General features: G+C 62.8%; 26 protein-coding genes. 11 read left to right on the plus strand and 15 right to left on the minus strand.

Translation table 11 applies throughout. From position 1 onward, the window contains the following. The first annotated feature begins 17 nt into the window (after window positions 1-17). Together HMPREF2807_RS02045 and HMPREF2807_RS02050 are read left to right on the plus strand one after the other, a co-directional pair. A complete protein-coding gene (locus HMPREF2807_RS02045; protein WP_070510102.1) occupies window positions 18-2,615 on the plus strand; it encodes an ATP-binding protein in 2,598 nt (865 codons plus the stop codon). Further along, window positions 2,612-3,349, plus strand: a complete 738-nt coding sequence (locus HMPREF2807_RS02050; RefSeq protein ID WP_070510105.1) for a response regulator — start codon at window positions 2,612-2,614, stop codon at window positions 3,347-3,349. The genes HMPREF2807_RS02045 and HMPREF2807_RS02050 overlap by 4 nt, the downstream gene beginning before the upstream one ends. Here HMPREF2807_RS02050 and HMPREF2807_RS02055 read toward each other — a convergent pair. The 10 genes from HMPREF2807_RS02055 to HMPREF2807_RS02100 all read right to left on the minus strand — a co-directional run bounded on the left by HMPREF2807_RS02055 (window position 3,337) and on the right by HMPREF2807_RS02100 (window position 11,495). Further along, on the minus strand, window positions 3,337-4,188 hold the full coding sequence (locus HMPREF2807_RS02055) for a 3-hydroxyacyl-CoA dehydrogenase family protein (protein WP_070510108.1): 852 nt from the start codon (window positions 4,186-4,188) through the stop codon (window positions 3,337-3,339). The genes HMPREF2807_RS02050 and HMPREF2807_RS02055 overlap by 13 nt on opposite strands. 28 nt (window positions 4,189-4,216) lie before the next feature. Beyond that, window positions 4,217-4,984, minus strand: a complete 768-nt coding sequence (locus HMPREF2807_RS02060; protein ID WP_070510111.1) for an enoyl-CoA hydratase/isomerase family protein — start codon at window positions 4,982-4,984, stop codon at window positions 4,217-4,219. Then, window positions 4,985-6,181 (minus strand): thiolase family protein, encoded by a 1,197-nt coding sequence (locus tag HMPREF2807_RS02065; RefSeq protein ID WP_070510114.1) that lies wholly within the window; start codon window positions 6,179-6,181, stop codon window positions 4,985-4,987. It abuts the gene before it with no gap. 74 nt (window positions 6,182-6,255) lie between these two features. Further along, window positions 6,256-7,032, minus strand: a complete 777-nt coding sequence (locus HMPREF2807_RS02070; protein ID WP_046648764.1) for an enoyl-CoA hydratase/isomerase family protein — start codon at window positions 7,030-7,032, stop codon at window positions 6,256-6,258. Between the two features lie 11 nt (window positions 7,033-7,043). Beyond that, complete coding sequence (gene paaE, locus HMPREF2807_RS02075) at window positions 7,044-8,204, minus strand: 1,2-phenylacetyl-CoA epoxidase subunit PaaE (protein WP_070510117.1); 1,161 nt, start codon at window positions 8,202-8,204, stop codon at window positions 7,044-7,046. Continuing rightward, window positions 8,204-8,743, minus strand: coding sequence for a 1,2-phenylacetyl-CoA epoxidase subunit PaaD (paaD, locus tag HMPREF2807_RS02080; RefSeq protein WP_070510120.1), 540 nt, complete (start codon window positions 8,741-8,743; stop codon window positions 8,204-8,206). Before paaD ends, paaE begins: the two co-directional genes overlap by 1 nt. A gap of 27 nt (window positions 8,744-8,770) precedes the next feature. Beyond that, window positions 8,771-9,607 (minus strand): 1,2-phenylacetyl-CoA epoxidase subunit PaaC, encoded by an 837-nt coding sequence (gene paaC, locus HMPREF2807_RS02085; protein WP_070510123.1) that lies wholly within the window; start codon window positions 9,605-9,607, stop codon window positions 8,771-8,773. Further along, window positions 9,604-9,891 (minus strand): 1,2-phenylacetyl-CoA epoxidase subunit PaaB, encoded by a 288-nt coding sequence (paaB, locus tag HMPREF2807_RS02090; RefSeq protein WP_046648767.1) that lies wholly within the window; start codon window positions 9,889-9,891, stop codon window positions 9,604-9,606. The genes paaC and paaB overlap by 4 nt, the downstream gene beginning before the upstream one ends. A gap of 47 nt (window positions 9,892-9,938) precedes the next feature. Continuing rightward, entirely contained in the window at window positions 9,939-10,925 is a 987-nt protein-coding gene (paaA, locus tag HMPREF2807_RS02095) for a 1,2-phenylacetyl-CoA epoxidase subunit PaaA (RefSeq protein ID WP_070510126.1), read from the minus strand. A 111-nt stretch (window positions 10,926-11,036) separates the two neighbouring features. Continuing rightward, window positions 11,037-11,495, minus strand: a complete 459-nt coding sequence (locus HMPREF2807_RS02100; protein WP_070510130.1) for a hotdog fold thioesterase — start codon at window positions 11,493-11,495, stop codon at window positions 11,037-11,039. Window positions 11,496-11,607: 112 nt separating this feature from the next. On the opposite strand from HMPREF2807_RS02100, the gene HMPREF2807_RS02105 reads away from it, so the two are divergent. From HMPREF2807_RS02105 to metS, 5 genes are all read left to right on the plus strand, one after another. Beyond that, a complete protein-coding gene (locus tag HMPREF2807_RS02105) occupies window positions 11,608-12,228 on the plus strand; it encodes a TetR/AcrR family transcriptional regulator (protein WP_232745371.1) in 621 nt (206 codons plus the stop codon). Between the two features lie 367 nt (window positions 12,229-12,595). After that, complete coding sequence (locus HMPREF2807_RS02110; RefSeq protein WP_369816132.1) at window positions 12,596-13,861, plus strand: AMP-binding protein; 1,266 nt, start codon at window positions 12,596-12,598, stop codon at window positions 13,859-13,861. A gap of 117 nt (window positions 13,862-13,978) precedes the next feature. Further along, window positions 13,979-15,304: an MFS transporter gene (locus HMPREF2807_RS02115; protein ID WP_070510136.1), complete on the plus strand. Its 1,326-nt coding sequence runs from the start codon at window positions 13,979-13,981 to the stop codon at window positions 15,302-15,304. Window positions 15,305-15,552: 248 nt separating this feature from the next. Further along, the gene (locus HMPREF2807_RS02120; RefSeq protein ID WP_070510139.1) at window positions 15,553-17,172 is read left to right on the plus strand and encodes a sodium-dependent transporter; all 1,620 of its coding nucleotides are present in this window, start codon (window positions 15,553-15,555) and stop codon (window positions 17,170-17,172) included. Window positions 17,173-17,197: 25 nt separating this feature from the next. Further along, window positions 17,198-17,365, plus strand: a complete 168-nt coding sequence (gene metS / locus HMPREF2807_RS02125; RefSeq protein ID WP_046648774.1) for a methionine/alanine import NSS transporter subunit MetS — start codon at window positions 17,198-17,200, stop codon at window positions 17,363-17,365. A 43-nt stretch (window positions 17,366-17,408) separates the two neighbouring features. Here the strand turns inward: metS and HMPREF2807_RS02130 are convergent, their stop codons facing one another. Then, the gene (locus HMPREF2807_RS02130; protein WP_070510141.1) at window positions 17,409-18,374 is read right to left on the minus strand and encodes an MDR family oxidoreductase; all 966 of its coding nucleotides are present in this window, start codon (window positions 18,372-18,374) and stop codon (window positions 17,409-17,411) included. An 86-nt stretch (window positions 18,375-18,460) separates the two neighbouring features. Here HMPREF2807_RS02130 and HMPREF2807_RS02135 point away from each other — a divergent pair, with 86 nt between their 5' ends. Further along, window positions 18,461-19,033, plus strand: a complete 573-nt coding sequence (locus tag HMPREF2807_RS02135) for a VanZ family protein (RefSeq protein WP_070510144.1) — start codon at window positions 18,461-18,463, stop codon at window positions 19,031-19,033. 3 nt (window positions 19,034-19,036) lie between these two features. On the opposite strand, the gene HMPREF2807_RS02140 is transcribed toward HMPREF2807_RS02135, so the two are convergent. Genes HMPREF2807_RS02140 through HMPREF2807_RS02150 form a run of 3 tightly spaced genes read right to left on the minus strand, consistent with a single transcriptional unit; the run spans window position 19,037 to window position 21,818 of the window. Beyond that, a complete protein-coding gene (locus tag HMPREF2807_RS02140; protein WP_070510146.1) occupies window positions 19,037-20,056 on the minus strand; it encodes an NAD(P)-binding domain-containing protein in 1,020 nt (339 codons plus the stop codon). Further along, window positions 20,057-20,677 carry a response regulator gene (locus HMPREF2807_RS02145; protein WP_046648778.1) on the minus strand — a complete coding sequence of 207 codons (621 nt, stop codon included), beginning with the start codon at window positions 20,675-20,677 and terminating at the stop codon, window positions 20,057-20,059. It lies immediately after the preceding gene. Next, a complete protein-coding gene (locus HMPREF2807_RS02150; protein WP_046648779.1) occupies window positions 20,613-21,818 on the minus strand; it encodes a histidine kinase in 1,206 nt (401 codons plus the stop codon). Before HMPREF2807_RS02150 ends, HMPREF2807_RS02145 begins: the two co-directional genes overlap by 65 nt. 115 nt (window positions 21,819-21,933) lie before the next feature. On the opposite strand from HMPREF2807_RS02150, the gene HMPREF2807_RS02155 reads away from it, so the two are divergent. The 3 genes from HMPREF2807_RS02155 (at window position 21,934) to HMPREF2807_RS02165 (ending at window position 24,457) form a co-directional block, all read left to right on the plus strand. Next, window positions 21,934-22,929 (plus strand): ABC transporter permease, encoded by a 996-nt coding sequence (locus tag HMPREF2807_RS02155; RefSeq protein ID WP_046648780.1) that lies wholly within the window; start codon window positions 21,934-21,936, stop codon window positions 22,927-22,929. Beyond that, complete coding sequence (locus tag HMPREF2807_RS02160; protein WP_070510149.1) at window positions 22,929-23,579, plus strand: ABC transporter ATP-binding protein; 651 nt, start codon at window positions 22,929-22,931, stop codon at window positions 23,577-23,579. Before HMPREF2807_RS02155 ends, HMPREF2807_RS02160 begins: the two co-directional genes overlap by 1 nt. A 101-nt stretch (window positions 23,580-23,680) precedes the next feature. Continuing rightward, window positions 23,681-24,457, plus strand: coding sequence for a YwaF family protein (locus tag HMPREF2807_RS02165; RefSeq protein ID WP_232745370.1), 777 nt, complete (start codon window positions 23,681-23,683; stop codon window positions 24,455-24,457). Window positions 24,458-24,617: 160 nt separating this feature from the next. On the opposite strand, the gene HMPREF2807_RS02170 is transcribed toward HMPREF2807_RS02165, so the two are convergent. Then, window positions 24,618-26,219, minus strand: a complete 1,602-nt coding sequence (locus HMPREF2807_RS02170; RefSeq protein ID WP_070510154.1) for an NAD(P)H-hydrate epimerase — start codon at window positions 26,217-26,219, stop codon at window positions 24,618-24,620. Window positions 26,220-26,229: the final 10 nt, after the last annotated feature.

A 26,229-nucleotide genomic window follows, 5' to 3' on the forward strand; every position in this document is an offset into this window, starting at 1 on the left:
GCTCATAAGATGAAGCAATGTTGACCGAAGCAACTGCGCCGTCCTCGCGCACCAAACGCGGCACCTTGAAGATTTTGTTGGGCGCCGCTCCCGGCGCGGGCAAAACCTGCGCCATGCTTAGTGAGGCGCACACGCTGATTAACCAAGGCCGTGACGTTGTCGTCGGCATTGTGGAAGACCACGGTCGCGCATATACGAAAGCCTTGTGCGAGGGTTTGGAGATCATTCCGCGGCGCACCGTTGACGGTCTGTCCGCCGGGGAGCTGGATACCGCCGCAGTCATCGAGCGCAAGCCTGACATAGTCCTCGTCGATGAGTTTGCCCACTCCAATCCTCGCGACGAAGAGCACGAGAAGCGGTGGGAAGACATCGAAGAGATTCTGGATGCCGGAATTGACGTCATCTCGACTCTCAATATCCAGCATCTGGAGAGCCTCAACGATGTTGTTAAGCAGATTACTGGCATCGCACCGCAGGAAACCGTGCCGGATGAGGTAGTGCGTGCTGCGAATGAAATCGAGCTGGTCGACGTCTCCCCGCAGCTTCTGCGCACCCGGCTTAGCGACGGACACGTGTACCGCGAAGCACGCATCGAACCTGCACTCAACAATTACTTCCGCGTGGGAAACCTCACCGCGTTGCGCGAGTTGGCACTGCTCTGGCTGGCAGATCAGGTTGATGAAGCACTCATTACGTATCGCTCGGATCAAAAAATCACCGATACGTGGGAAGCACGTGAGCGGGTAGTTGTGGCCATCCAAAACGTTGCCCATGCTGAGACCCTGATCCGGCGCGGGCGGCGCATCGCGACGAAATCTTCGGCGGAACTGCATGTGGTCCACGTCGTTTTTGGTGATTCCTTCACGTCGCGTTCCTCTTCGGTGGCGGGATCGGCGCAACAACTTGCCCGGCTGCAGACCCTGGCCCACGATGTGGGTGCGCGGCTGCACCAGGTTACTGGGGACTCCGTGCCGGAAGCTCTGCTCAACTTTGCGCGAAGCGTCAACGCTACCCAGCTTGTTGTCGGGGTGTCGCCGCGGCGGCGTTTCGGCGTGCACTGGCACAGCACGGTAGCAGAGACAGTACTGCGCGAATCCGGCTCGATTGACTGCCACCTTGTCAATCTTCCCCCGGAAAAGCCGCTTCCGCTCACACGTATGCTGCATCCTTTCCGGCCCTTCCCGCAGCGTGCAATCGCGTGGCTTAGTTCAGCGTTGGCCTTCGTCGGACTCACTGCGTTGTTAGTGCAGGCTGACGGCCAGGACTTGGGAACAGGTACCTGTTCTGCGTTCTACTTTGCACTCATTCTGCTTGTCAGTTTGGTGGGTGGCCTGTGGCCGGCCGTGGTGGTGGCGGTGGCTTCCGGTTTGGCGGTCAATTGGTTTTTCACCGAGCCAATCCATACCTTTGACATCGCCGATCCCGCTAACGCTGTCATCGCCGTGGTCATGGTGGCTATCGCTCTGGCAGTTGGCATTCTTGTGCGCCGCGCCAAGATTGAGCGGGCGAATGCAGCTGTGGCTGCGCGTGATGCTGAGCTGCTTACGGTGTTTTCCCGTGCCGCGTTGAATCGCCGTGCAGATTCTTCCCCGAAAGATGCCGTGATGCGCAAGGTGGGGGAGGCATTCAATTGTCGTCGAGCGGAGCTGCTGGATGACAACGGTGACGTCCTTGCCACCTGGCGCGCAGTTAGCCCCGAGCGCACTTCGAAGCACCTTCATATTCCCGAGAAAGTGCGCCATGAACAGACAGTGGACACCGTTGTGGCGAGCGAAGATGGCACAGTTCAGCTTCGTCTTGCGGGTCCGACTCTGTCTGCCCGGGATCGTGGCCTTGTCACCGTGGTCGCGGGCTATCTGGCGGGTATTGTTCGCCGCGAAAAGCTTTCTGCTGAGGCCGCGCGCGCTGATGCGATAGCCGCTGCAGACGAGCTGCGACGAGCGCTGCTGTCGAGTGTGAGCCACGATCTGCGTACTCCGTTGGCAACGGCCAAGTTGGCGGTGTCGTCATTGCGTAATGCCGACATTGAATTCACTCCCGAGGACCAAGATATGCTTTTGGCAGAAACTGCGGCGAGCATCGAGGAACTAACCGGGTTGGTCACCAATTTGTTGGATTACTCCCGGCTTACCGCTGGAGCAATCACCGCTCGCCACGACATTGTCGAGGTGGCAGAGGTGGCTCATCGTGCCATCGCTTCCTGCGCCTTTGGGCATTCCCCGGAGCAAATCGGGCGCATCCATCTGGACCCTACTGTGCGTGGAGTTACGTGCTGCGCGGATGCAGCCCTCATGGAGCGTGTCTTGGCCAATCTCTTTGATAACGCCCTGCGTTATGCGCCGACTGGCCAGGTGACGATGAGTGCTCAGACCATCGCCGAACAGGTGGAACTGATTGTCGGCGATGAAGGACCGGGTATCCCGCCGGAGAAACAGAAGGAACTGTTCCAGGCGTTTCAGCGTTTGGGTGATACCAGCAACGACAACGGAGTGGGCCTTGGCCTTTCTGTTGTTCAAGGCTTTGTGGAGGCCATGGGCGGTAGCATCGAGGTAGCTACCACCCTGGGCGCAACCTTTATTTTGCGGTTTCCCGTCGCGGGAGGAGAACAAAAATGACGACGAAGAAAACTAGCATCGCCATCGTGGACGATGACCCGCGTCTGCTCAACACACTGAGCATTAATTTCAAGGCTCGGGGCTACGAGGTTCACCCAGCACGTACAGGTGCTGAGGCACTGCAGGTGGTGTCACAGCAGCAGCCAGACGTAGTCATCTTGGACATGGGGTTGCCGGATATGGACGGAACCGTCGTGTTGGAAGGAATCCGCGGATGGTCTGCAGTACCGGTGATCATCTTGACGGCACGCTCTGATCCGCTGTTCAGCGCCGCAGCTCTCGACCGCGGCGCGGACGACTACGTCACCAAGCCCTTCTCTATGGAGGAGCTTTTGGCCCGCGTGCGCGTGGCGCTAAGACATGGTAGCCCACAGAGTCCAGTGAGGCGCACTGAGACCGCTGTGGTACGCGCCGGGGACGTTGTGATCGACGTTCCGCGCCATTCCATCACTAAAGACGGTGAGCCGCTGCACCTGACCCCCACCGAGTGGGGCGTGCTCACCACGTTGCTTCGCGCCCACGGCGGCTTGGTACGCAAAGAGGATCTGCTTTCTGAAATCTGGGGTCCAGGCTTTGAGGGGCAGGGGCACTACCTGCGTATTTACACCTCCCAGTTGCGCCGCAAGCTAGAGGATGACCCAGCCAATCCCGCCTTCCTCCTCACCGAGCCCGGCTTGGGGTACCGCTTCGTGGTGCCAGAGCCGGGTGTGGGAGGGAGTGGCTACTCGGAGTAGTCGTAGAAGCCCTTGCCGGACTTGCGGCCCAGCTCGCCGCGCGCGACCATGTCGCGCATGAGCTGCGGCGGGCTAAAGCGCTCACCCAGCTGGGATTCAAGGTATTCGGCGATGCCGAGGCGCACATCCAGGCCCACGATATCGGTCAGCTCCAGCGGGCCGATGGGGAACTTATAGCCCAGCACCATGGCGTTGTCGATATCGCGCGGGGAGGCCACGCCTTCCTCCACCATGCGGATGGCCTCAAGCGCAATGGCTACGCCCAGGCGGGAGGAAGCGAAGCCAGGGGCATCCTTGACCACCACCGCGGTCTTGCCCAGGCCCTCGACCCAGCCTTTGGCTGTCTCCACGAGCGCTTCCGGGGTGGACTCGGCAACAACCACTTCCACCAGCTTGGAGGCCGGAACCGGGTTGAAGAAGTGTAGGCCGATGACATCGTTGGGGATGCTTTCCGCCAGCTGCGATACCGACAGCGAGGAGGTATTGGTGGCGACGACGGCCTCTGGGGCCGCTTCGGCGATGTCCCGGAAAGCGGCCACCTTGAGATCCATTGATTCCGGAACGGCCTCAACCACGAGGTCGAAACCGGCAAAGACGGAGGCTGCGGTGGAAAAGCTGAGACGCTCATCCCAGGATTCGAAGGTGCCCTCCGCCCCGCGTTCGAGGGAGCCGCGGATGGCCTTGTGTACGCGCTCGCGGGCGGCCGCCACGGCATCCTCGTTGATATCCACCACGGTCACGGACGCGCCGGAGGCGAGGAAGGCGTGGGCAATGCCGGCGCCCATGCGGCCGCCGCCGAGCACACCAACCTTGGCAGGAACCTGCAGTACTGGGGACATGAGTTGACTCTCCTTGTGAGTGGAAGGTTTATTTCTTGCGGTCCAGGAATGCCTGCATCCGCTCAAACTTAGCGGGGGACTCAAAAAGCACGGCCTGGGCGATGTTGTCTACCGCCGGGTGCGCTGCATCAGGCATAGAGATGAGCTGCTTGGTCAAACGCACGGCCAGAGGGTCTTGCTGGGCGATGCGCCCGGCTAGTGCTAGGGCGCCGTCGACCAGCGCATTCGGCTCGTGTAGCTCGCTGACCAGGTGGTTGGCCAGTGCCTCCTCGCCGTTGAGGATGCGCCCGGCCAGCAGAATCTCCTTCGCCAGCGGGGTACCCACGCACTCCTTGAGGCGCCAGGTGGCACCAGCGGCTGCGGCGATACCCAGGCCGGCTTCAGGCTGGCCAAACTTGGCAAAAGGAGTGGACACGCGGAAGTCAGCGGCTAGGGCCAGCTCCAATCCGCCGCCGAGGGCGTAGCCATCCACCGCTGCGATGACGGGGGAAGGAAGAGAAGCGATGCGGTGGAAGATGCCGGAGTTGATGCCGCGGAGGGCATCCTCGCGGCGGCGCTCACGAAGCTGCGCGATGTCCGCCCCAGAGGCGAAGATCCCGCGGGGGCCCTTGGACGTATCTACGGTGCAGCCGGTGATGATGAGGATGCGGGGATCGGACTCGAGCTGCGCGCACAGCTCGTGGAGCTCCGCCACCATCTGCTCATCGATGGCGTTGCGCACCTCGGGGCGGTTGAGCTTGGCGACGACAATCTCGTCGTTCTCGCCGCGCGTTGAAATCTCAATGGCAGTCGTCATTTACACCCTCTCAATCGCGATTGCGGTGCCCTGGCCCACGCCCACGCACATAGTGGCGATGCCGCGGCTCAGCCCATCGGTTTCCAGGCGGTTGAGCAGGGTCAAGGTGATACGGGAACCGGAAGAACCCAGCGGGTGGCCCAGCGCAATGGCGCCGCCCCAGGCATTAACCTTGTCCTCATCCAAGCCCAGCTCGCGGATGCAGGCGATGGACTGTGATGCGAAGGCCTCGTTGAGCTCGACGGCGTCCACGCTGTCGAGCTCCCAGCCGGCGCGCTCGAGCACGTCGCGGGTCGCCGGGATGGGGCCCGTGCCCATGATCTCCGGGCGCACACCACGCGCGGAGTTGGCCACCACGCGGGCGCGGGCGGTCAAGTTGTGCTTCTTGAGGGCTTCCTCGGAGGCGACAATGACGCAGGAGGCGCCGTCGTTGAGCGAGGAGGCGTTGCCCGCCGTGGTGACATCTCCCAGGGAGGTCACCGGGCGCAGCTTGGCCAGAACCTCCATCGTGGTGCCCGGGCGGGGGCCTTCGTCGGTGTCGACGACGGTGACGTTGCCCTTGCGGTCGGTGACCTCGATGGGCACGATCTCCCTGGCGAACTTGCCGGCCTCAATCGCGGCGAGCGCGCGCTCCTGGGAACGCACGGCGAAGGCGTCGGCTTCCTCGCGGCTAATGCCGAAGACGTTGGCCACCTCTTCGGCGGTCTCCGGCATGGAGTAGGTCATCTTCTCCTGCTCCGCGAACTTTGGGTTGGCAAAACGCCAGCCAATGGAGGTATCAAAAACCTGGCCTGGCTTGGCAAAAGGCTTGCTTGGCTTCTCCATGACCCAGGGCGCGCGGGACATGGATTCGACGCCACCGGCGATGACAATATCCGCCTGGCCGGACTCCACGAGGGCGGTGGCCAGGGCAATCGAGGACATGCCCGAAGCACACAGACGGTTGACCGTCATCCCGGGAACGGTGTCCGGGAACCCGGCGAGCAGCCAGGACATACGGGCGACGTTGCGGTTCTCCTCGCCGGCGCCGTTGGCGTTGCCGATGATGACTTCATCCACCGCGGAGGGATCGAGTCCGGCCTCCTCCACCGTCTTCTTGATGGCGGTGGCCATGAGGTCATCTGGACGAACCGAGGACAGTGCGCCGCCGTAGCGGCCCACGGGGGTGCGGAAGCCGGATACCAGGTATGCAGTCATATGATTCCTTAACTATTGTGTGTGTACTGCGCTGTGTGAACTGCGCGGTATGCGTTCTAGAAGGTCTGGAGGTTTTAGCGTCCGTGGAAGACCGGCGGACGCTTCTCGTTAAAAGCGGCGAAGCCTTCGTAGTAGTCCTCGGTATCGCAGAGTTTTCCTTGGGCGATGTTCTCGGCATCGACGCTGGCCCACAAACCGGTGCCGTTGTCACGGATGTCCTGGACCAGGGTGCGGCTGGTGAGAAAAGCTTGGGTGGCGCCGCGGGCTGCGCGCTGGGCGACGCCCCGGGTAAACTCCAGCAGCTCCTCTGCTGGTAGCGCGCGGGAGAAGAGGCCAGCGCGCACCGCTTCCGCACCGGAGATGAGTTCGCCGGTGATGATGAGGTCCATCGCGCGGTGTGTGCCGAGGCGTTCGACGAAGAGGGAGTGCCCGCCCGAATCCAGGGTGGCGCCCAGGTTGGCAAACGGGGAGCCGAACTTGGCGTCTTCGGCGACGTAGACGACGTCACAGGCCAAGGCGAGGCCAAGGCCCACGCCGAGGCAGGGCCCGTGCACGGCGGCAAAGGTGGGGGCGGGGAAGTTATCGATCTTCTTGAGCACCGGGGTAACCACGCCTGCGAGGTATGCGGTGGCGTCGTCTTCGCGCGGGTTGAGCCCCTTGATGTTGCGGCCGGCGCAGAAACCCTTACCTTCGCCCCGCAAGATGAGCGCGCGGGGGCTAAGCTGCGCGGCCTCATCGAGCGCGCGGGAGAGCTCGGCGAGATCTTCTTCTGCTAGGGAATTGATGGCCTTTGGGTTGTTGAGCACGAGCTCAACGACCCCGGCTTCGGCGTCGTGGTGCAGGTCGATCATGGATGTTTCTCCTAGGCGTCGAAGTCGAGGACGATGGTGGGCGTGGTGGGGCGCGACTGGCAGGTCAGGATGTAGCCAGCCTTGACCTCATCGGCCTCCAGCGCGTAGTTCTCCGCCATGTCGACCTCGCCCTCGACCAGCTTGGCGCGGCAGGTGCCGCACACGCCGCCGGCGCAGGCGAAGGGGACGTCGGAGCGCACGCGCAGGGCGGCGTTGAGCAGGGATTCGTTGGCAGAAACCGGGGACTCCACGGAGCCGGAAAGGCCATCGAGCTGGAAGTTGATGCTGACGTTATCGCCTTCCGGATCCACCTCGACGTGGCGCCCGGCCTGGTTCTGATCCCCAGAGGGCTTACCGGTGGTGAACAGCTCGTAGCGCACGTCCTTCTCACCGACATCGCGGCTGGCCAGCTCATCGCGCACCAGCTGCACCAAATCGAAGGGACCGCAGAGGAACCACTCGTCGACAGCGTCCGTGCGCACGACGTTATCCAGCAGGGTCTGGAGTTTTTCGGCATCGATGCGCCCGGAGAACAGCGGGTTGACGCGCTGCTCGCGGGAGAGGACGTGGTGCACGGCAAAGCGCGTGGGGAATTTGTCCTTGAGGTCACCGATCTCTTCGGCGAACATGACGTCGCCACCACCCTTGTTGGCAAAGATGAGCTCAAAAGTGGTGTCGGGGGAGGTGTGGAGCACGGTCTGGGCGATCGCCATGATCGGCGTGATGCCGGAACCGGCGGCGATGGCCACGAGGTGCGGGTTTTCGAGCTTCTCCAGCTCCGCGCGCACGGCTTCCGGGTTGTTAAGCCCGGTCAGGTGGGTCTTCGAGGTGAACGCGCCCTGCGGGTTCATCACGTCCATGGTGTCGCCGGGCTGCAGGGTGTCATTGGCCCACGTGGAGAACACGCCGCCGCGGTCGCGCTTGATGGCGACGCGCAGCACGCCGTCGCGAGGCACATCGCAGATGGAATAGGAGCGGCGGACTTCCTGGCCGTCGATGGTTGCCCGCAGTGCAACGTACTGGCCGGGGATGTAGTCATAGTCGTCCTGGAGCTCCGGAGGGATAGCGAAGGAAACCTCCACGGAGTCTGAAGTCAGGGCGCGCACCTCGGACACGGTCAGGGTGTTGAACGTGGCCTTCTTCTTTGTGGGGGCAGACGGGGTCGTGGTCATTAGTGCACCTTGAAGTAGTCGAAGGGCTCCAAGCAATCCTGGCAGTTGTAGAGAGCTTTGCAGGAGGTGGAACCGAATTGGGCAAGCTTACGTGTGCGGCGGGAGCCACAGTGGGGGCATTCGATGGCCGGCGGCGGTTCGAGTGTGAGCGGGATAGGACCTTCCGGCGTGGCCCGGGTTTTACCGCTGGGCGGGGCAATGCCGTAGTCCTTGAGGTTTTGCCGGCCGGTCTCCGTCATCCAGTCGGTGGTCCACGCCGGGTGGAGCACGAGATCGACGCGCACCTTCGCGTAGCCGGCATCGGTCAGCGCTGTGGTGATGTCCGCCGTGATGTGTTCCATGGCGGGGCAGCCGGAGTAGGTGGGGGTAATCGTGGCCACCGCGGTATCGCCATCTAGGCGAGCGTCCCGAAGAATTCCAAGGTCGGCGATAGAGATCACGGGGATCTCCGGATCGGGCACCTCGGCGGCGACGTCCCACACGTGGGCGTCGTCAGGCTGCGTGGGGCGCAGCGGGTGGGATTTATCTGTGATGGACACGATGAAACCTTGGTCCTTTCCTTGTCTTTACCAGGTCGCGCCGGGGTGTTGGCGCGCCAAGGACTGCATCTCCGCGAGGATGAAACCGCGGTGCTCGGAGAAACGCCCGGTGCGCTGCCCGGAGCGGGCTTGCTTGACGTCCGGGATGGCCAGACCTGCCTTGTCTAGGACGTAGGCGATGCGCTCATCGAACTGCGCGCGCAGGCTCGAGGGCAGAACTGCGATGCCTTCTGCCGCCAGCTTCTCGTGGATCGGGAGGTCTTCGAAGAGCTCGTCAAGGTAGGGCCACATGTACATCAGGCCCTCCGTGATTCGGCGGTGGGACTCCTCGGTGCCTTGGCCCAGACGAAGAATCCACTGGTTGGCGTGGTCGACGTGGTACTCGACTTCCTTGATGGCCTTCGCCGCGATCGCCGCAATGGTTTCATCCTGCGACTCCAGCAAGGCCGTGTAGAGCCCGTACTGGTAGTAGGAGAAGAGCAGCTGGCGGGCGATGGTGTAGCCGAAGTCCCCGTTCTCCTGCTCGACCAAGCGCGCGGAGCGGAACTCCTCCTCGTTACGGAAGTAAGCCAAGTCATCCTCGGTCTTGCCCCATGCGGTACCGGCGTAGGTCAGTAGGAAGCGGGCGTGCCCGATGAGATCGAGGGCGATGTTGCCCAGTGCGATGTCCTCTTCCATCTCCGGCGCGCGGGAAATCCACCAGCCCAGGCGCTGGGCCAGGATGAGGGCGTCATCGCCCAGCATGAGCGCATAGCGAGCCGTGTCCTCGGGGGCCACTGCGCCGGAGGCGGCGATGTCTTCTGCGGTGATGCCGTTGCCCTGCGATTGCTTGGTCGCAGAATCGGCGGCTGCAAATCCGGTCACAGGTGCGGCACTCCTTCCGACTTGTCGTAGTACGTGGCGTGGCGGTAGCTCTTGCCCTGCGGGGATTCGAAGAATCCGCCCTTGGAGTCCGGGTCGGAGGAGGCAATGGCTTCGCTGGGCACAACCCAGACGGAGGTTCCCTCGTTGCGGCGGGTGTAAAGGTCACGGGCATTGCGCAGGGCCATGGTGGCATCCGGTGCGTGGAGCGAGCCGGCGTGAACGTGGGAAAGGCCGCGGGAGGAGCGTACGAAGACCTCCCACATGGGCCAGGTGGAGCTGGACATGGAATCTTCCTTAAAGTGTCGTGGCTGGTTGGGCAGTGTGCTTGGGCTTAGGCGATAAGCGAGGTGTCAGCCGAGTGGTGCTTCTCGGCGTAGGCTGCGGCAGCCTCACGGACCCACGCGCCGTCGGCATGCGCTTGGCGACGTCGCTGCATCCTCTGCACGTTGCAGGGGCCTTCGCCCTTGATGACGGCCTTGAACTCGGACCAGTCGAGCTCGCCGAAGTCGTAGTGGCCGCGCTCTTCGTTCCATTTCAGGTCCGGGTCCTCGAAGTGCAGGCCAAGGGCTTCGGCCTGCGGGACAATCATGTCCACGAAGCGCTGGCGCAGTTCGTCGTTGGAGAAGCGCTTGATGTTCCACGCCATGGACTGCTTGGAGTTGGGGGAGTCATCATCCGGCGGGCCGAACATCTGGAGTGCGGGTCCGTAGAAACGGTTGATGGCTTCCTGCGCCATCTGCTTCTGCTCGGGCGTTCCGTGGGACAGCTCGTAGAGGATCTCCCAACCTTGGCGCTGGTGGAAGGACTCTTCCTTACAGATGCGCACCATGGCGCGGCCATAGGGTGCGTAGGAAGCACGGCAGAGCGGGACCTGGTTGCAGATGGCGGCGCCATCCACCAACCAGCCGATGGCTCCGATGTCGGCCCACGTGCGCGCCGGGTAGTTGAAGATGGAGGAGTATTTGGCGGTGCCGTCGAGAAGCTGATGCACCAGTTCGTCGCGCGAGGTGCCCAAGGTCTCCGCAGCGGAGTAGAGGTAGAGGCCGTGGCCGGCCTCATCCTGCACCTTGGCCATGAGGATGGCCTTGCGCTTGAGCGAAGGCGCGCGGCTGATCCAGTTGGCCTCCGGCTGCATGCCGATGATTTCGGAGTGCGCGTGCTGGGAAATCTGACGCGTCAAGGTCTTGCGGTAGGCAGCCGGCATCCAGTCGGTGGGCTCGATGCGGGAGTCTTCGGCGATGAGCTCGTCGAAGCGCTGCTGTGCTTGTGCTTCATCCGCGGCCGGGACGGCGGCGAGTGTTTTCTCTGATGGGGTCATGGGAGGAATCGTTCCCTCTCTGCTCAGTGTCGGCTCGGTGATACTTACTGACTGGTTGGTCAGTATATGGGGCATGTGTGAGCTATGTCAACCAAGTTTGTGAGCTGCGCCCTACTTGTTGCGGTTCTGGGGCTTGGCGGGCGGCACGCGGTATGTGCCGCGGAATTCGGCGATGGGCTTACCCTTGATGCTGAGGGTGACGTCGACAACGCCGTTGCGGCCCCAGGCTTGGCGGGTCACCCCAACCCCGTCAACGACATCCCCTTCGAAGGCGGGGGCGATGTAGTGAATCGAGTTGTGCGCGGCCACGGCCAAGTCGCCACCGGAGTTGCAAACGCCGGCGAAGATGGAATCGGCAAACATGTATAAATAGCCACCCTGTGCCGTGCCATGTCCATTGCACATCTCCGGGCGGACGGTGAAGTGGCCTTCGCACTTGCCGACGTCTAGCGCGGTAATCTTCGCGCCAATCTCCGCGGTGGCACGGTCATCGTCGAACATGGTGCGCACGTGGGTGAACTCGGGGCTTTCGGCGACGCCGGGGGCGAGGATGGGGTGCTCGGTGCTCATGGGAATTCCTCCTTGAGGTAAGGGGTTTCCGCAGTGCTGCCGAGGGAGCGAAAAGGGGTGTGGTGGCTCACTAGTCTAACGGTGCTCGGGGCTCTCTGCTTGAATGGACTGCGTGAAGAATGAGAAATCCACTGTCCAGGGCGCGGCACGTGGCCGCCCCGGCTACTCCCGTGAAGATGTCATTCGTGCAGCTGTCCGTGCTTTTACAGCCCGCGGCTACGACGCCACGTCGATGGATAATGTGGCGAGCGAATTGGGGATTTCTAAGTCCGCGCTCTATCACCACATCTCTTCCAAAGAAGAGATTTTGGAGCTCACGGTAGTGCAGGCACTGAGCCGTTTGGAAGCGGTTGCGGAAGAGATGGCCGCGGCCGATGTGTCGGCGGGGGAGAGGGTGCGCGGGCTGTTGCGTGGCTCGATTGAGGTGCTGTGCTCCGACCCGAAGTCTGTCGCGCTCTTGCTCCGTTTGCGTGGAAACTCCGAGGTGGAGCGGAGCGCGTTGGAGCGCCGCCGTACGCTGACGCGTTCCGTGGTTCCGCTGGTGGAGGCTGCTCAGGAGGAGGGTGCTATTCGCTCCGATATTGAGGCTCCGCTGTTGACCCGCATGATTTTCGGAATGATTAACTCGACGTCTGATTGGTACGAGCCGGAGGGTCGACTTGGTGCCGAGGAGCTGGCCAGTGCTTTTGAGAGTGTTGTGTTTGGCGGCCTAGCTCCGCAAGCGACGGGCTAGTCGCGATGGGCAAGTAGTTGATCAGCTAGTCGGGGGCGAGCGTTTCGCTCCGCCGTTGGGGCTCCATATGGGGGTGGGGGCTTCTTTTGTCGGTGAAACCGTCGTGGCCTGCGATGATGTGTTGCGCTTCAAAAACTTGGACTAATTGTGTTGTCTATCACGACAACGGCCTGTAGTGTACGTCACAAGACTTACCCAACCGAACGGTAAGTAATTAACGTACTTTTGTGCGTTGTCCCAGCTAACCAACTTCTTGCAGCACTTTCGAGGGAGCTTAAAGGGTGTGGTATTTCCCCTCTCCTCGAAATGAAAGGCAAATGACGTGACCGCAACGTTTGATATCTTCTCTGACCACCACGGCCCCCAGATGGGCATTGAGTACGCCTCCCGCGATGAAATCATTGCGCTGCAGACCGCGCGCGCGAAGAACGAGCTTCGCCACGCGTACTACAACGTCCCGCACTACCGCCGTGCGTTCGATGAGAAGGGCGTTCACCCGGATGACTTCAAGGAACTCTCGGACTTTGCGCTGTTCCCGTTCACCGACAAGGAAACCCTTCGCGCGGAGTACCCCTTCGGGATGTTTGCTGTTGGCCAGAACCAAATCTCCCGCATCCACGCTTCTTCCGGCACCACGGGTCGCCCGACCGTCGTGGGATACACCGAGAATGACGTGCGTATTTGGGCCGAGCTCGTAGCCCGTTCGCTGCGGGCAGGCGGCCTGCGCAAGAGCGATAAGGTGCAGATTACGTTCGGCTATGGCCTCTTTACCGGCGGCCTGGGCGCTCACTATGGCGTTGAGGCCCTAGGAGCCACGGCGATTCCGACCTCCGGTGGTCAGACGGAGCGCCAGATCCAGATCATGCAGGACTTCCAGCCGGACGCAATTCTGGGTACGCCGTCTTACGTGCTCAACCTCCTTGACCGCATGCGCAAGGAAGGCCTGGATCCGCGCGAATCCTCCCTGCGCGCCGGCGTCTTTGGCGCCGAGCCGTGGAGCGAGGGAATGCGCCGCGAACTCGAAGAAGGCTTCGGCATTACGGCCACCGATATCTACGGCCTCTCCGAGGTAATGGGCCCTGGCGTGGCCCAAGAATGTGTCGAGACCAAGGATGGCCTGACCGTCTGGGAGGACCACTTCTACCCAGAGATCATCGATCCGGAGACCATGCAGCCGGTTCCAGACGGCGAGTACGGCGAGTTGGTCATCTCCTCCCTCACCAAGGAGGCCTTCCCGATCATTCGTTACCGCACCCACGACATCACCCGCCTGCTCCCGGGCACTGCGCGTTCGATGCGCCGCATCGACCGCATCTCCGCTCGCAACGATGACATGATCATCCTGCGTGGCGTGAACTGCTTCCCGTCGCAGTTCGAGGAGATCATCACCGAGGACCGCCTGCTTCGCCCGCGCTACCAGTGCGTGCTGAGCAAGCGTGGCCGTATGGACCACCTCACCCTGGTGGTTGAGCACTCCTCGGAGGCTACTCCTGATCAGATCGATGCCTCCGCCGCGTGGCTGAAGAAACAGATTAAGGAGCGCATCGGCGTCACCGTTGGCGTCGAGATTACTGACCACGTCGATTGCGGTGAGGGCAAGGCCAAGAGGATCGTCGACAACCGCGATCAGTAAAACACTGCAGCGTTCTCGGCTTCTTCGGCACGCCCCGCCTCACTCATTGCCCCTTTCGTTCACTGGCTTTAACTGTATCCACCGTGCTTCTGCACCCATAGAGAAAAGACTCCCACTATGTCTGCACCAGTCACCCAACAGCCTGCCCAAGGGCCGGGAATCACTACAGAGCACAAGCGCGTGCTCGCCGGTTCGATGGTCGGCACCACCATTGAGTGGTTCGACTTCTTCATCTACGCTCAGGCCGCCGGCCTGATCTTCGCTACCCAGTACTTCGATCCGGTCTCCAACGAAAGCGCCTCCCTCGCACAGATCATTGCCTGGGCGTCGCTGGGTATTTCCTTCCTTTTCCGTCCTCTCGGGGCAATTTTGGCCGGCCACTTGGGTGACCGGCTCGGACGCAAGCCGGTCCTCGTGGTCACGTTGGTCGGCATGGGCCTGGCCACCATGTTGATGGGTGTGCTGCCGACGTACGCCTCCATCGGCATGGCAGCACCTATCTTGTTGGTGGTCTTGCGCATCCTTCAGGGCCTCTCCGCCGGCGGTGAATGGGGCGGTGCAGCGATGCTGGCCGTTGAGCACGCCCCGCACGGCAAGCGCGGACTGTTTGGTGCGTTCCCGCAGGTAGGAGTACCCCTCGGCATGTTCCTGGCCACCATCTTTATGCTGGTGCTCTCCGCCGTCCTGACTCCGGAGCAGTTCCTCGCCTGGGGCTGGCGTATCCCGTTCCTGTCCTCAGTCGTGCTCATTCTCTTGGGCTACCTGATCCGCCGGGCGGTGGAAGAGTCTCCGGCTTTTGCGGAAATGGAGCAACTGAAGGAAAAGTCCACCGCACCGCTCGCGGTCCTGTTCAAGGGGCACCTGGGAACCGTCATCAAGTGCGCAGTTATCTTCGCCGCCAACAACGCGATTGGCTACTTCGTCATCGCTTACTTCACCGCTTATGGCACGAAGGTTGTGGGCTATACCCGCCCCCAGGCCCTTGGGGTAGCCCTGATCGCGTCGATTGGTTGGTTTATCGGCACGCTGTACTTCGGCCACCTGTCTGACCGGTTGGGGCGCCGCACAACGTTTATTGGCGGCTACATCGTCTTGGCGCTGTATATCACCCCGGTGTTCTGGGCGGTTGACTCGGGCAACGTCATGTTCTTCGGCGTGGCCGTGTTCCTCCTAGGCGTCATCCTGGGTGCGACCTATGGCCCGCAGTCAGCGATGTACGCGGAGATGTTCCCGGTGCGGGTGCGCCTGTCGGGCGTGTCCATCGGCTACGCTTTCGGCTCCATCATTGGTGGTGCCTTTGCCCCGATGATTGCAGAGATGCTGTACACGCGGTACGAGACTTCGATGGCCATCGCCGCCTACGGCATCGCGATTTCGGTCGTGTCCCTCATTGGTGTGCTCACCGTCCCGAAGGGTATCCAGGACCGCGATCTGCACGTTTAATCGCCTCGAGTGTTGTTCGCTCGCCACCCCCTTTAGCGCTTACCCCTTTCTCCGCTGGCTTTTGTTCCGGTTGGAGGGTCAGGCCCTAAAGGGGGTGTGGTGTTGTGGGGGTAAATAAATATTCAAAACGGTACCTATAGGTTGGCAGTTAGGCTAAGCTTCTCGCTAATACTCGCCGTACGCGGTCCGTATAAACAATTCCTACGGTCTTGCGGTGCGCGATATTTGCTCAAGAAGAAAGTTCTCTCATGACCACAACAACCCCGCATAAGACTCGCTCTACACGCGATACTTTTAATACGCGCTTCGTCTTCCTCATGGCCGCCATCGGCTCCGCCGTCGGCCTGGGTAATATCTGGCGCTTCCCCTACGTTGCCTATGAAAACGGTGGCGGTGCCTTCCTCATCCCGTACATGGTGGCCTTGCTGACCGCCGGTATTCCCATCCTGTGGTTCGACCTCGCCATTGGTCACCGCTTCCGCGGTTCTGCACCGCTGGCATTTCGCCGTATCAGCAGCCGCTGGGAAGGAATCGGCTGGTTCAAAGTCGGCGTGAACTTCTTCATTGCCATCTACTACGCTGCCATCATTGCGTGGGCGGCGCTCTACACCATCAAGTCCGTGAACCAGGCGTGGGGAGAAGCTCCCGCGGACTATTTCATGGTTGACTTCCTCCAGGCGGACCCAGAGGCAACCTACTCGGGCCACGTCGTCCCCGCCATTCTGGGCGTCATGATCCTCGTATGGGTTGTCTGCATCGCCACGCTGGCCACGAGCATCAACAAGGGCATCGGTAAACTGACCTCCATCTTCCTGCCGGTCCTGGCCGTCATGTTCATCATCTTGGTCATCCGCGCCTTCTTCCTCGACGGCGCCGCCGAGGGCCTCAACGCTTTCTTCACCCCGGACTGGTCCGTGCTGAGCAACGCATCGGTGTGGATCGCCGCCTACGGACAGATCTTCTTCTCTCTGTCCATCGGCTTCGGCATCATGATCACCTACGCCTCCTACCTCAAGCCGCGTACCAACCTCACCAACACGGGTCTGGTGACCGCCTTTGCTAACTCCTCCTTCGAGGTTCTCGCCGGCATCGGAGTCTTCGCCACTCTGGGCTACATGGCCGCCCAGCAGGGTGTGTCTGTGGATGAGGTGGCTAAGTCTGGTATCGGTCTGGCCTTCATCGCTTTCCCGACCATCATCAACCTCATGCCGCTCGGCGGATTGTTCGGAGTTCTCTTCTTCGGCTCCCTGTTCCTGGCCGGTGTGACCTCGTTGATTTCCATCATGGAGGTCGTTGTCTCCGCCGTGGCAGATAAGTTCAACATCTCTCGCCGCGTTTCCGCCATCACCGTCGGCGGCGCGATGGGGGTTCTGTCCTGCTTCCTGTTTTCCACCTCCTCGGGCCTGGTCACCCTGGACATCATGGATAAGTTCACCAACAACCTGGGCATCGTCTTCGGTGCCATCTGCGCCCTGGTGGTCGTCGGCTGGGTTACTGGCCGCCGCCGCGAGATCCAGCAGCACCTCAACGCCGTGTCGCAGTTCAAGGTCGGTGGCTTCTGGCAGTTCCTGACCTTCATCGCCACCCCGCTGCTGCTCGTCTACTTCCTGGTCAACGAGATCATCACGATTGTCCGCGAAGGTTATGAGGGCTACTCCTCCACCCAGATTGGTCTTTATGGCTGGACCGTGCTGGGCGTCATTCTGCTCGCCAGCTTCATCATGCCGCTGGTGGACTTCCGCGGAAACAAGTACCTGGACGGCATCGAGACGTCTGATTACGGCGTCCCAGTGGGCGGCCGCCCGGCCGGTACTCCGAACCCACTTGCCGCAGGCAACGCCGCCGCACCGAACACGGACGACAAGTAGCGGCTATAAGGAAAGGAGAATAACAATGACTACAAGCGCAATCCTGCTCTTTATCCTCTTCGTCGTCGTCATCTGGGGCGGACTGGTGGTGTCCTCCATCTGGTTGGCGCGCAGCGACGATGAATTCACCGGCGAGCTGGGTAATGCCCCCGGCACCGACGACGAATCGCTATCGCACCGCGTGCACCACTAAAGGGGCCGGGCAGTATAAGGCTGCCCGCTCACACCTGCCCTGCCTATATCTCGACGACCGTGCGCCCATGGCGGGAGCCGGCGCGCAGCTCTTGAGCGGCAGTGGCGACATCGGCCAGCGGCACCGTTTCAGTAATAGAGTTCAGCATGTTGAGGTCGAGGTGTTCGTCGAGAAGCTGCCAGGCGGCCTCACGCACCTCGCGGGGTGCATCGACGGAGTTACCGCCGGCCAGCACGATGCCGCGCAGGATGAACGGCAGCACCGAGGCAGGAAGATCCGGACCAGCCGCCATACCGGTGGCCGCCACCACGCCGCCCCAGCGCACCTGCGCCAGCACGTTGGCCAAGACGGTGGAACCGGCGGTGTCAATGGCGCCGTCGTACAGCGCCTTCTGCAGCGGGCGGCCGGTCTCAGACAACGCTGTGCGGTCGAGCACGTGATCCGCGCCGAGTGAGGTGAGGTACTCCGACTGGGATTCCACGCGGCCGGTGACGGCGGTAACCTCGTAGCCGGAAGACTTGAGCAGCTGGACCGCGATGGATCCCACGCCGCCGGTGGCCCCGGTGACGAGGATATGGCCCTTCGTCGTGCCGTGCGTGCGCAGCTGGTTCACGCAGATAGCGGCGGTGTATCCGGCCGTACCAATTGCGGCGGCATCGTGCGCGCTGAAACGCTGGGGTACAGGGATGGTGGCTTCACCGTTGACGCGCTGGCGGGTGGTATAGCCGCCATGGCGGAACTCGCCCAGGCCATCGCCGCAGGAGACGACAAGCTGGCCGGGGTCCAGGCGAGAATCAGAAGTCTCCGCCACGGTGCCCACCACATCGATGCCGGGGACGAGCGGATCGATGCGCATGACACCTTTATCGCCCTCCAAGGCCATGGCGTCTTTGTAATTGAGGGAGGAAAACTGCACATCCACGACCGTGTCACCTTCCCCGAGCAGGGGCTGCTCTTGGAATGAGTGCGTTACTCCGGAATCCGTGCGAGTGACAATCAGTGTGTTCATGGACACTATCGTACAGAGGATGTGAAGCAGTGTTTTCTGGCTTCTGCTTCAGCCGATTGCCAGCGAAAACCACTAGGGTGAGGCGCATGACTGGGATAGAAGCTCAACGCTCGCGCAATCGGCTGCGGCCCGCGCCGGATCCGTATCGCCACCTGCTTCGTGATTCCCTCCTTGTCGCGGCCCTGTCCCTAGTGGTCGTGGTGTTGGCGACGGTGGGCAAGCCCTTCATGGACATCCCCGGCGTGGTGGATGGTTCCGCGCACGCGGTGCGAAGGGTCAACCTGCAGCTCTTTGGCGGTTTTGAGAACGCCTCCGTGTGGTACGGCGGGTGGACCGATCTCCTGGGGAATATTGCTCTCTTCATGCCGCTGGGAGCGGCGATTTACGTGGCCGGGCGCAACCGTGCCAGGATCCGCTGGGGCTTGGGCGGGGCGATGCTCATCGGCCTCGTGGTTAGCCTGTGCATAGAAAGCGCCCAGTACATCTTTGCCCTGGGCTTTAGCGACATTGATGATCTTCTGTACAACACCGTGGGCTCTGTCCTCGGCGCCGCACTCATGGCGCGCGTGGGGCGCGAGGAGCAGATGAAGATTCTGCGTCGCCTGGGATTCCTGCTTGCGCTGGCAGCGGTGGTGCTCCTCGCCATGGTTGCGCTCTAGCGCCTAGCGGGAAGAGCGAACGAGCTTGGCGACGTCCGCCGCCACCTGCCGTGCATAGGGTGACACACCGGTAATCGTGGCCGAGCCCGGACCAGTCCACGAGCCATAGCCCACGGGGAAGAAGCCTTCCACCGTGGGCTTTCCTTCTGCCAACAGCCCGGGGAACGGGCGCAACGCTGGGCGGAAGCCGGTGGCCCAGATGAGGTCGCTGAAGCCTTCGCGGTCCAATTCATCGAGCGAGGAAAACATGTCGGTGGCGCGCAGCAGCCCACTATCGCGGGCCTTGAGCACCGGCGGGACCATGACGATATCCCCCAGTTCTGTTTCGGGGCCTGGGTCCGGTTCGCCGCGAAGCTTCGCCAGCATGCGCTGACGGTTGCGGCTAAAGAGCACGCGCCCATCCACATCATCCGGCATCCAGCGCGGCGGGTGCGAGGTGAACCACGTGGTGTCCACACCGGCGAGGGCTAGCTCGGCGGCGATCTGGGCACCGGAGTTGCCCGCGCCGACAACGGCCACACGGCTGGTATGGCCGCTGCTGGTGCTGGTTAAGAAAGGATTCGGCCCCGGGTAGCTTGCCGTGTGCCACTGGCGCCCCTGAAACTCACCGGGGTAGAAGGGGATGAACGGCGCGGACCAGGTGCCCGTCGCCGCCACGACGGTCCGGGATCGGAACTCACCGTGAGTGGTGAGAAGGCGGAAGCGGGGATCGTCGTCAAGCACGCGCTCCACCGCCACCCCGTGCCGGACCGGCAGGTCATAGCGCTGCTCATAGCGGGTGAGGTAGTCCACCACATGGGAAGCCGGCGGGAAACCCGGGTAAGAAGGCATGGGCCAGCCGGGCAGCGTGGAGGAGTGGGCATCGCTAAAGAGCGTGAGTGAATCCCACACGTGCTGCCAGGCCCCGCCGGGGGAGGAGTTGGCGTCGAGGATGAGGAAATCGAGCTTCTGACGGCGCAAGTAATAGCTGGTGGCCAGGCCGGATTGGCCGCCACCCACCACGATGCAATCGTAGGTATGCATCTATTGGATGAGCTTTCGCTCGCGGGCCGCGGAGACGGCCGCCGTGCGGGTTTCCACGCCGAGCTTTTGATAGACGTGGATGAGGTGGGTCTTGACCGTGGCCTCGGAGATGAAGAGCCGCTGGGCAATCTGCTTGTTGGAATCTCCCGTTGACAGCGCCTGCAGGATCTCCAGCTCGCGCGGTGAAAGTGCAGTCTCCGGCTGTGCCAAGCGCTCCGCTAAGAGGTTGGTGACCTCAGGCGCCAAGGTCCGCTTTCCCGCGGCCGTGTCGAGCACCGCGGCGTGCAGGGTTTCCTCGGGGGCGTCCTTGAGCAGGTAACCCAGCGCGCCCGCCTCCACGGCGGCCAGGATATCCGCCTGCGTGTCATAGGTGGTGAGAATGAGCACCGGTGGACCGTCGAGCTCGCGCACGCGCCGAGTGGCGGCGATGCCGTCGACGTCCGGCATCTGGATATCGCAGACGACCACATCGATATGGGGAACATCAGCATCCGCCAGCTTTTCGACGGCCGAGCCATCGGAGCCTTCCAACACCACCACGATGTCGGGGAAGGCGTTAAGAATCGCGCGCAGCCCGGCGCGGACTACGGGGTGATCGTCGATGAGCATCACGTTGACCATTGCTGCTGCTTCCTGTTGGGATTCGCACCGCGAGTGCGGTGCCGGCGGGTGAAGATTCTACCTGGACGCTGCCGCCAACGCTGCGAACACGCTGCTCCAGGCCGGTCAGCCCGAAGCCCCGTGGTCCTTCGATGCCGCGGCCGTCATCGACGACATCGAGGATGATTCCATCCTCGAAAGAGCCCAGAGTGACCACGGCGCGGTCGGCGTCGGCGTGTTTCATGACATTGGTGAGACCTTCGCGCGCGGCGCGCAGGATGACGTGGGAAAACTCGGTGGGGACGTCGGCACTGCCGGTGAGCTTGAGCCCGAAGCGGGTGCGCAGCCCCAGGCCCTTAGCCTGGGCTTGGAGCTCATCCACAAGTGTGCGCAGTTCCGCGTCGATGGAGGAGGCAGGCGCCGCCAGCTCTTTGACGAAGCGCCGGGCCTCCGCCAGGTTGTCCTGGGCCACTTTTTCAATGAGCGCGAGCTGCTCGGTGACATCCTGTTGAGCGGAGGTGTTCTTGGCGGCGCGGCTGAGCAGGACGATGGAGGACAGCCCCTGCGCCACGGTGTCATGAATCTCGCGGGAGAGCCGCTCCCTCTCCTCGAGGCGCCCGGCTTGGTGCTCGCTGGCCGCTAGCTCCTCCTGGGTCTCACGCAGTTGCTTGGCGACGGCCGCGTGGTGCGCCGCCTCCGCCTGAACCCGGCGGGCGGCGTGGTAGACGCCCACGGCAAAGCAGGTGCCGATGAACGGCCCGATGGCTGCGGCCGCGGTCCAGAATTGCGGGTGGATCCATGCGGGGACGAAGGCGGCGACGGCCCACAGCACCACGCTGGCGACGATTCCCGGCCAGAAGGGAAGCGCATGGATAAAGACGAAGACCAGCGGGAACTCGAGCCACATGAAGTCTTGGGCGTGCACCATAAGCCCGATCCACAGCAGGCACAGGGCGGCGAGCCACAGCGTGGTGGGGACGGGGCGGGTGATGGTGCGGGAGCCGAAGATGGCAAACCCCGTGTAGACCACTGCGAGTGCGATGGAGAGGCCGAGAGCGCGGGCGTCAAGGCGGTCATCGGCCCACGCGCGGAGCACGCCGAAGACGAGGAGAAAGCCAAACATGGCGTGCAGTCCCACGGTCCACAGTTTATTGCTCATCATCACGGCGCTCCAGCTTATCCTCTGGCTGGACGAGGGGGAATCAACCAACTGGTTGAGTGGAGGTTCAACTGGCTACTCGATTACTTTCTGCGCTGGCCACAGCAGGATTAATAGTATGTTCCTGGCATTGAGAGAGATAGTCACCGCCCGCGGTCGGTTCTTCCTGATCGGCGGCGTCGTGGCTCTAATTACGTTGTTGCTCGTTATGTTGTCCGGCCTGACCCAAGGCCTGTCCAAGCAAAATACTTCCGCACTCGAGGCACTCGGGGAGCAGACTCCTTATGTGACCTTCTCGACGGAAGACCCGTCCTTCACCGAGTCGGAGATCTTCGCCGAGGATGTCCCCGCTTCTGGCATTCCGCTCGGTACTTCGCAGACCAAGCTTGAGGGCCACGGCGGCGTGGCGGTCTTCGGCCTGCCCGAAGGTACCCAGATCCCTGGCTCCAGCACCGTGATTCCGGAGGAGGGCATGGTCTTGAGCCAATCCATCGACGACGCCCTGAACGCGCCATCCCGGGGCACCCTCGGCGGCGTGGACCTGGACGTGAACGCGGTGGTTGAGGATGAGTACTATTCCCACTCCCCGGTGGTGTGGGTCTCCACCGCAACTTGGCAGAAGGTCTCCCATTCCCCCGAAGACATGGTGGGTGTGGCCGTGCTGTCCCACGAGCCGACCGACACCTCCGTGTCCATGGGCAAGGCCCTGTCCGGCCTGCCGGCTTATAGCTCGGAGCGCGGCTCCCTGCTGACCATGCAGGCCTTCCTCTACGGAATCTCCGCGCTGGTCACCATCGCTTTCCTGAGCATCTGGACCATCCAGCGCACCCGTGACCTGTCCATCCTGCGTGCCCTTGGCGCCAGCGTGAAGTACCTGCTCAAGGACGCCATCGCGCAGGCTGCCATCATCCTCGCGATTGGCGTAGGGGTCGGCGCGCTCGTCGGCTGGTTGCTGGGCCTTGCCGCCCAAGGTGCCGTGCCCTTCGAGGTCTCCGCCATGACCGTCATCGTCCCCGCGCTCGGTATCTGGCTGCTCGGCATCGCTGGTGCTTTCCTGGCCACCCGCCGCGTTTCCAAGATCAACCCGCTCGACGCCCTAGGAGGCAACGCCTAATGACTACCACCGCTTCTTCCCCTGCACTGTCCCTTCGCGACATCGTGGTGACCTACCCAGACGGCCAGTCCCGCACCACTGCACTCGACGGCGTCAGCTTGGACGTCAAACCCGGCGAGCTCACCGCCGTCATCGGCGAATCCGGGTCCGGCAAGTCCACCCTGCTGTCCGTAGCCGCCGGCCTCATCGAGCCGGACTCCGGCAGCGTGGAGCGAACCGGCTCCCGCGGGCTCATCTTCCAGCAGGCCAACCTGCTGGCCGCCCTGACCGCGCGCGAACAGCTGCTCATCATTGACCACATGGAGGGCCGCAAGCCGCGCCAGGATCGTGCCGATGAGCTGCTCAGTTTCGTGGGCTTGGAGGGCTTTGGGAACCGCCGCATGAACCAGCTTTCTGGCGGCCAGCGCCAGCGCGTCAATATTGCCCGCGCACTCATGGGCCAGCCTTCCGTGTTGCTTGCGGATGAGCCCACCTCCGCCCTCGATTCCAAGCTTTCGCGCGACATTGCCAAGCTCCTGCGCGGTGTCACCGAGGACTTCGATACCGCAACCCTGTTCATTACCCACGACCGCAGCTTGCTCGACTATGCCGACACTGTGGTCGAAGTCAAGGACGGAAAGCTCTCCGAATACTCCGAGCTAGCCGCGTAAAAACCCTCTCATCTCTCACGTGTTCATACAAAGGGGTAAATTAATACCCCGTTATGATACGACCCCGCAAGCCCCGAGTAAGCCCAACTGACTACCCGCGCATGCAGCAGTGGACTGCGCTGCATGCGCTCATGTTGAGCATCACCGTGGTGGCCTGCGGGGTCTTTATCGTCGCTGCCCGCAGGATCAAGGGAACCTCCCGCGAAACCTTCATCCGGCGGATGGTGGGCTGGGCCTTGCTGGTGGCGGGTACTGCGTGGACGGTCATCTCCCTGGACCCTAAGCAATTCGATATCCGCGAGTCTTTGCCTTTGCACCTGTGCGATGTGCTGCGTCCGATCCTGGCGCTGGGCCTTATCACCGGCAATGAGCATGCCCTGACCCTGTCTTACTTTTGGGGCATCATCCTTAACCCGCAGGCCATCATCACCCCGGACGTCATCTACTACTTCTCCCCGCGCTGGCTGCGGTTTGGCACCTATTGGTTCTTCCACATCGTGGCCCTCGCTGTGCCGCTGGCGCTGACCTTTGGCTTGGGTTACCGGCCGACGTGGAAGGGCTATCGCTTCGCCGTGAAGGTCACGCCGCTGTGGATGGCTATCGCGATGGCAGTCAACGCGAAGACCGACGGCAACTATGGCTTCCTCAACCACGCGCCGGGAAGCCCCTCCATCATCAACCTGCTGGGACCCTGGCCGGGCTACATCGCGGCCGAGACCCTCGCCGTCGCAGCAGCATGGGCCGGGATGACGTGGCCGTGGGAGAACACCTCGCTGCGCCGCGGCACGGTGGCGGTGGGCCCGCGCGGGCTCATGCGCAAGTCTGTGGGTACCGCGTCCGGGACACTGCGCCGGGCCAAGGTACGTTTTCGTAAATAGTGGCCCGAAAATCGCGAAATTCTAGGGCTTCGTTGCGAAAACGTACCAAGGTGGTGGCGGCCAGGTACGGATCGATCAAACAAGGTCCCAGATTTTCAAATTTCTGGGCGCTATTTGATCGAAACGTACTTAGCGGCGGAGCTAGCGCCGGGCCAAGGAGCTAGCGCTCGGCGTTGAGGAGCCGCGCGATGGCCCGCGGGATAGCCGCAGCGATCTGGGAGGCCGAACAGGGCGCGAAGCCCTCGGGGGTTTCGGCCGCGATGGCCGCCGCGTGCGCGTGGATGGCACCGGCGTGGAGGACCTCGGCGATGACCCCGGCAGGTGACGCGGCGGGAGCGCTGGCGAAGAGCTGGGCCATGACCGCGCCGAGGATACCGGAGAGCACGTCTCCGGAGCCGGGGGTCGCGGCAAAAGAGTGACCGGCGTTGAAGGAATACAAAGGCTGGCCCGGCGCGGTGATGCGGGTCAGGCGGCCCTTGAGCAGGATGATGCTGTTTAGCTCCTTGGCTAGCTCGTGGAGGGCACGGCTCCAGCCGGTAGCCGCATCGGGAGCAGAGCCGAAAGCAGCCTCGTAGAGGCGGCGGAACTCGCCTTCATGCGGGGTGAGGATGGTCAGCGGGTGCTCGGTGACTTTCTGGCGCAAGGAGGTGTTGCGCGCCAGAAGCGTGAGGGCGTCGGCATCAAGAACGGTGGCAAGTCCCTGCGCCAGTACCTTTCGCAGTTCGGTGGCCGCCGCTGCATCGGTACCGCGGCCGGGGCCCACGATCCAGGCCTGGGCTTGTCCGGAGGAGGCCACGTCGGAATGGCAGACCAGCTCGGGGAGAAGGGAAGTAATCGAGTTATCGCCGATGAAGCGCACCATCGAGGGCGTGGCGCGCACCGCTGCGGTGGCGCAGAGGATCCCCGCACCCGGGTAGGTATCGCTGCCGGCAGCCAGGGCAACGACGCCCCCGGAATACTTATCCGAGCGCGCGCCTGGTGTGGGATCAACGATGGGGCCGGTGCAGCCAACCGGCCAGGGGCGGGAAGCGCGCCCGCCCGGCAGATCGAGTTCGCCCGATTGCCACGCAAAGGCCGTCGGAACGGAGGGCTCGTGTGCGATGAAGGCCGCTGGTTCATCCAGTTCGGCGAGGGTCTCGGCAAAGGAGGACGCGCCGGGCAAGAAGAGATCGGAAACCACAACCTGCCCGCATTCGGCGGCCAGCGCGTGGCCCAGGCGCGGCGAGCCGAAGGTGACGGTGACATCGGCGTTAACGGCATCCGCAGCACACACTCCCGTGTCGGCGTCGACGCCGGTGGGCATGTCGACGGCTAAGACTGCAGCCCCGGCAGCGGTGGCTTCGCGGTAAAGCGAGAGCGCGGTGCCGCTTAAGCCCCGGGCGGAGCCGAGGCCGGCGATGGCGTCAATAAGCAGCGCGCTGCCTAAGGGCGTGCTGCCTGAGGGCAGCGCGTCGGCAGGAAGGACCGTGCCACCGGCGGCACGGAACGCAGTGAGAGCCTCCTCGTGGCAGCGTTCCGGAACCAGGGCATGGACCGTAACCCCGCGCGAGGCCAGCTCCGCCCCGGCAAAGAGCCCATCCCCGCCGTTGCCACCGGAGCCAGCGAGAACGAGCACCGTCCCAGGCTGTTGCTCCAGCATCACCCACGCGGTTTCTGCCACCGCCGCGGCGGCCAGCTTCATGAGCTGATCCTCATGAGACTGCTGTTCCAGCAGGCGCTTCTCAGCGGCACGAACAGTGGCAACGGTATAAGCAGGGCGCATAACCCACACC

This window comes from Corynebacterium sp. HMSC074A09 (assembly GCF_001811545.1).
GTDB classification, from domain to species: domain Bacteria; phylum Actinomycetota; class Actinomycetes; order Mycobacteriales; family Mycobacteriaceae; genus Corynebacterium; species Corynebacterium hiratae.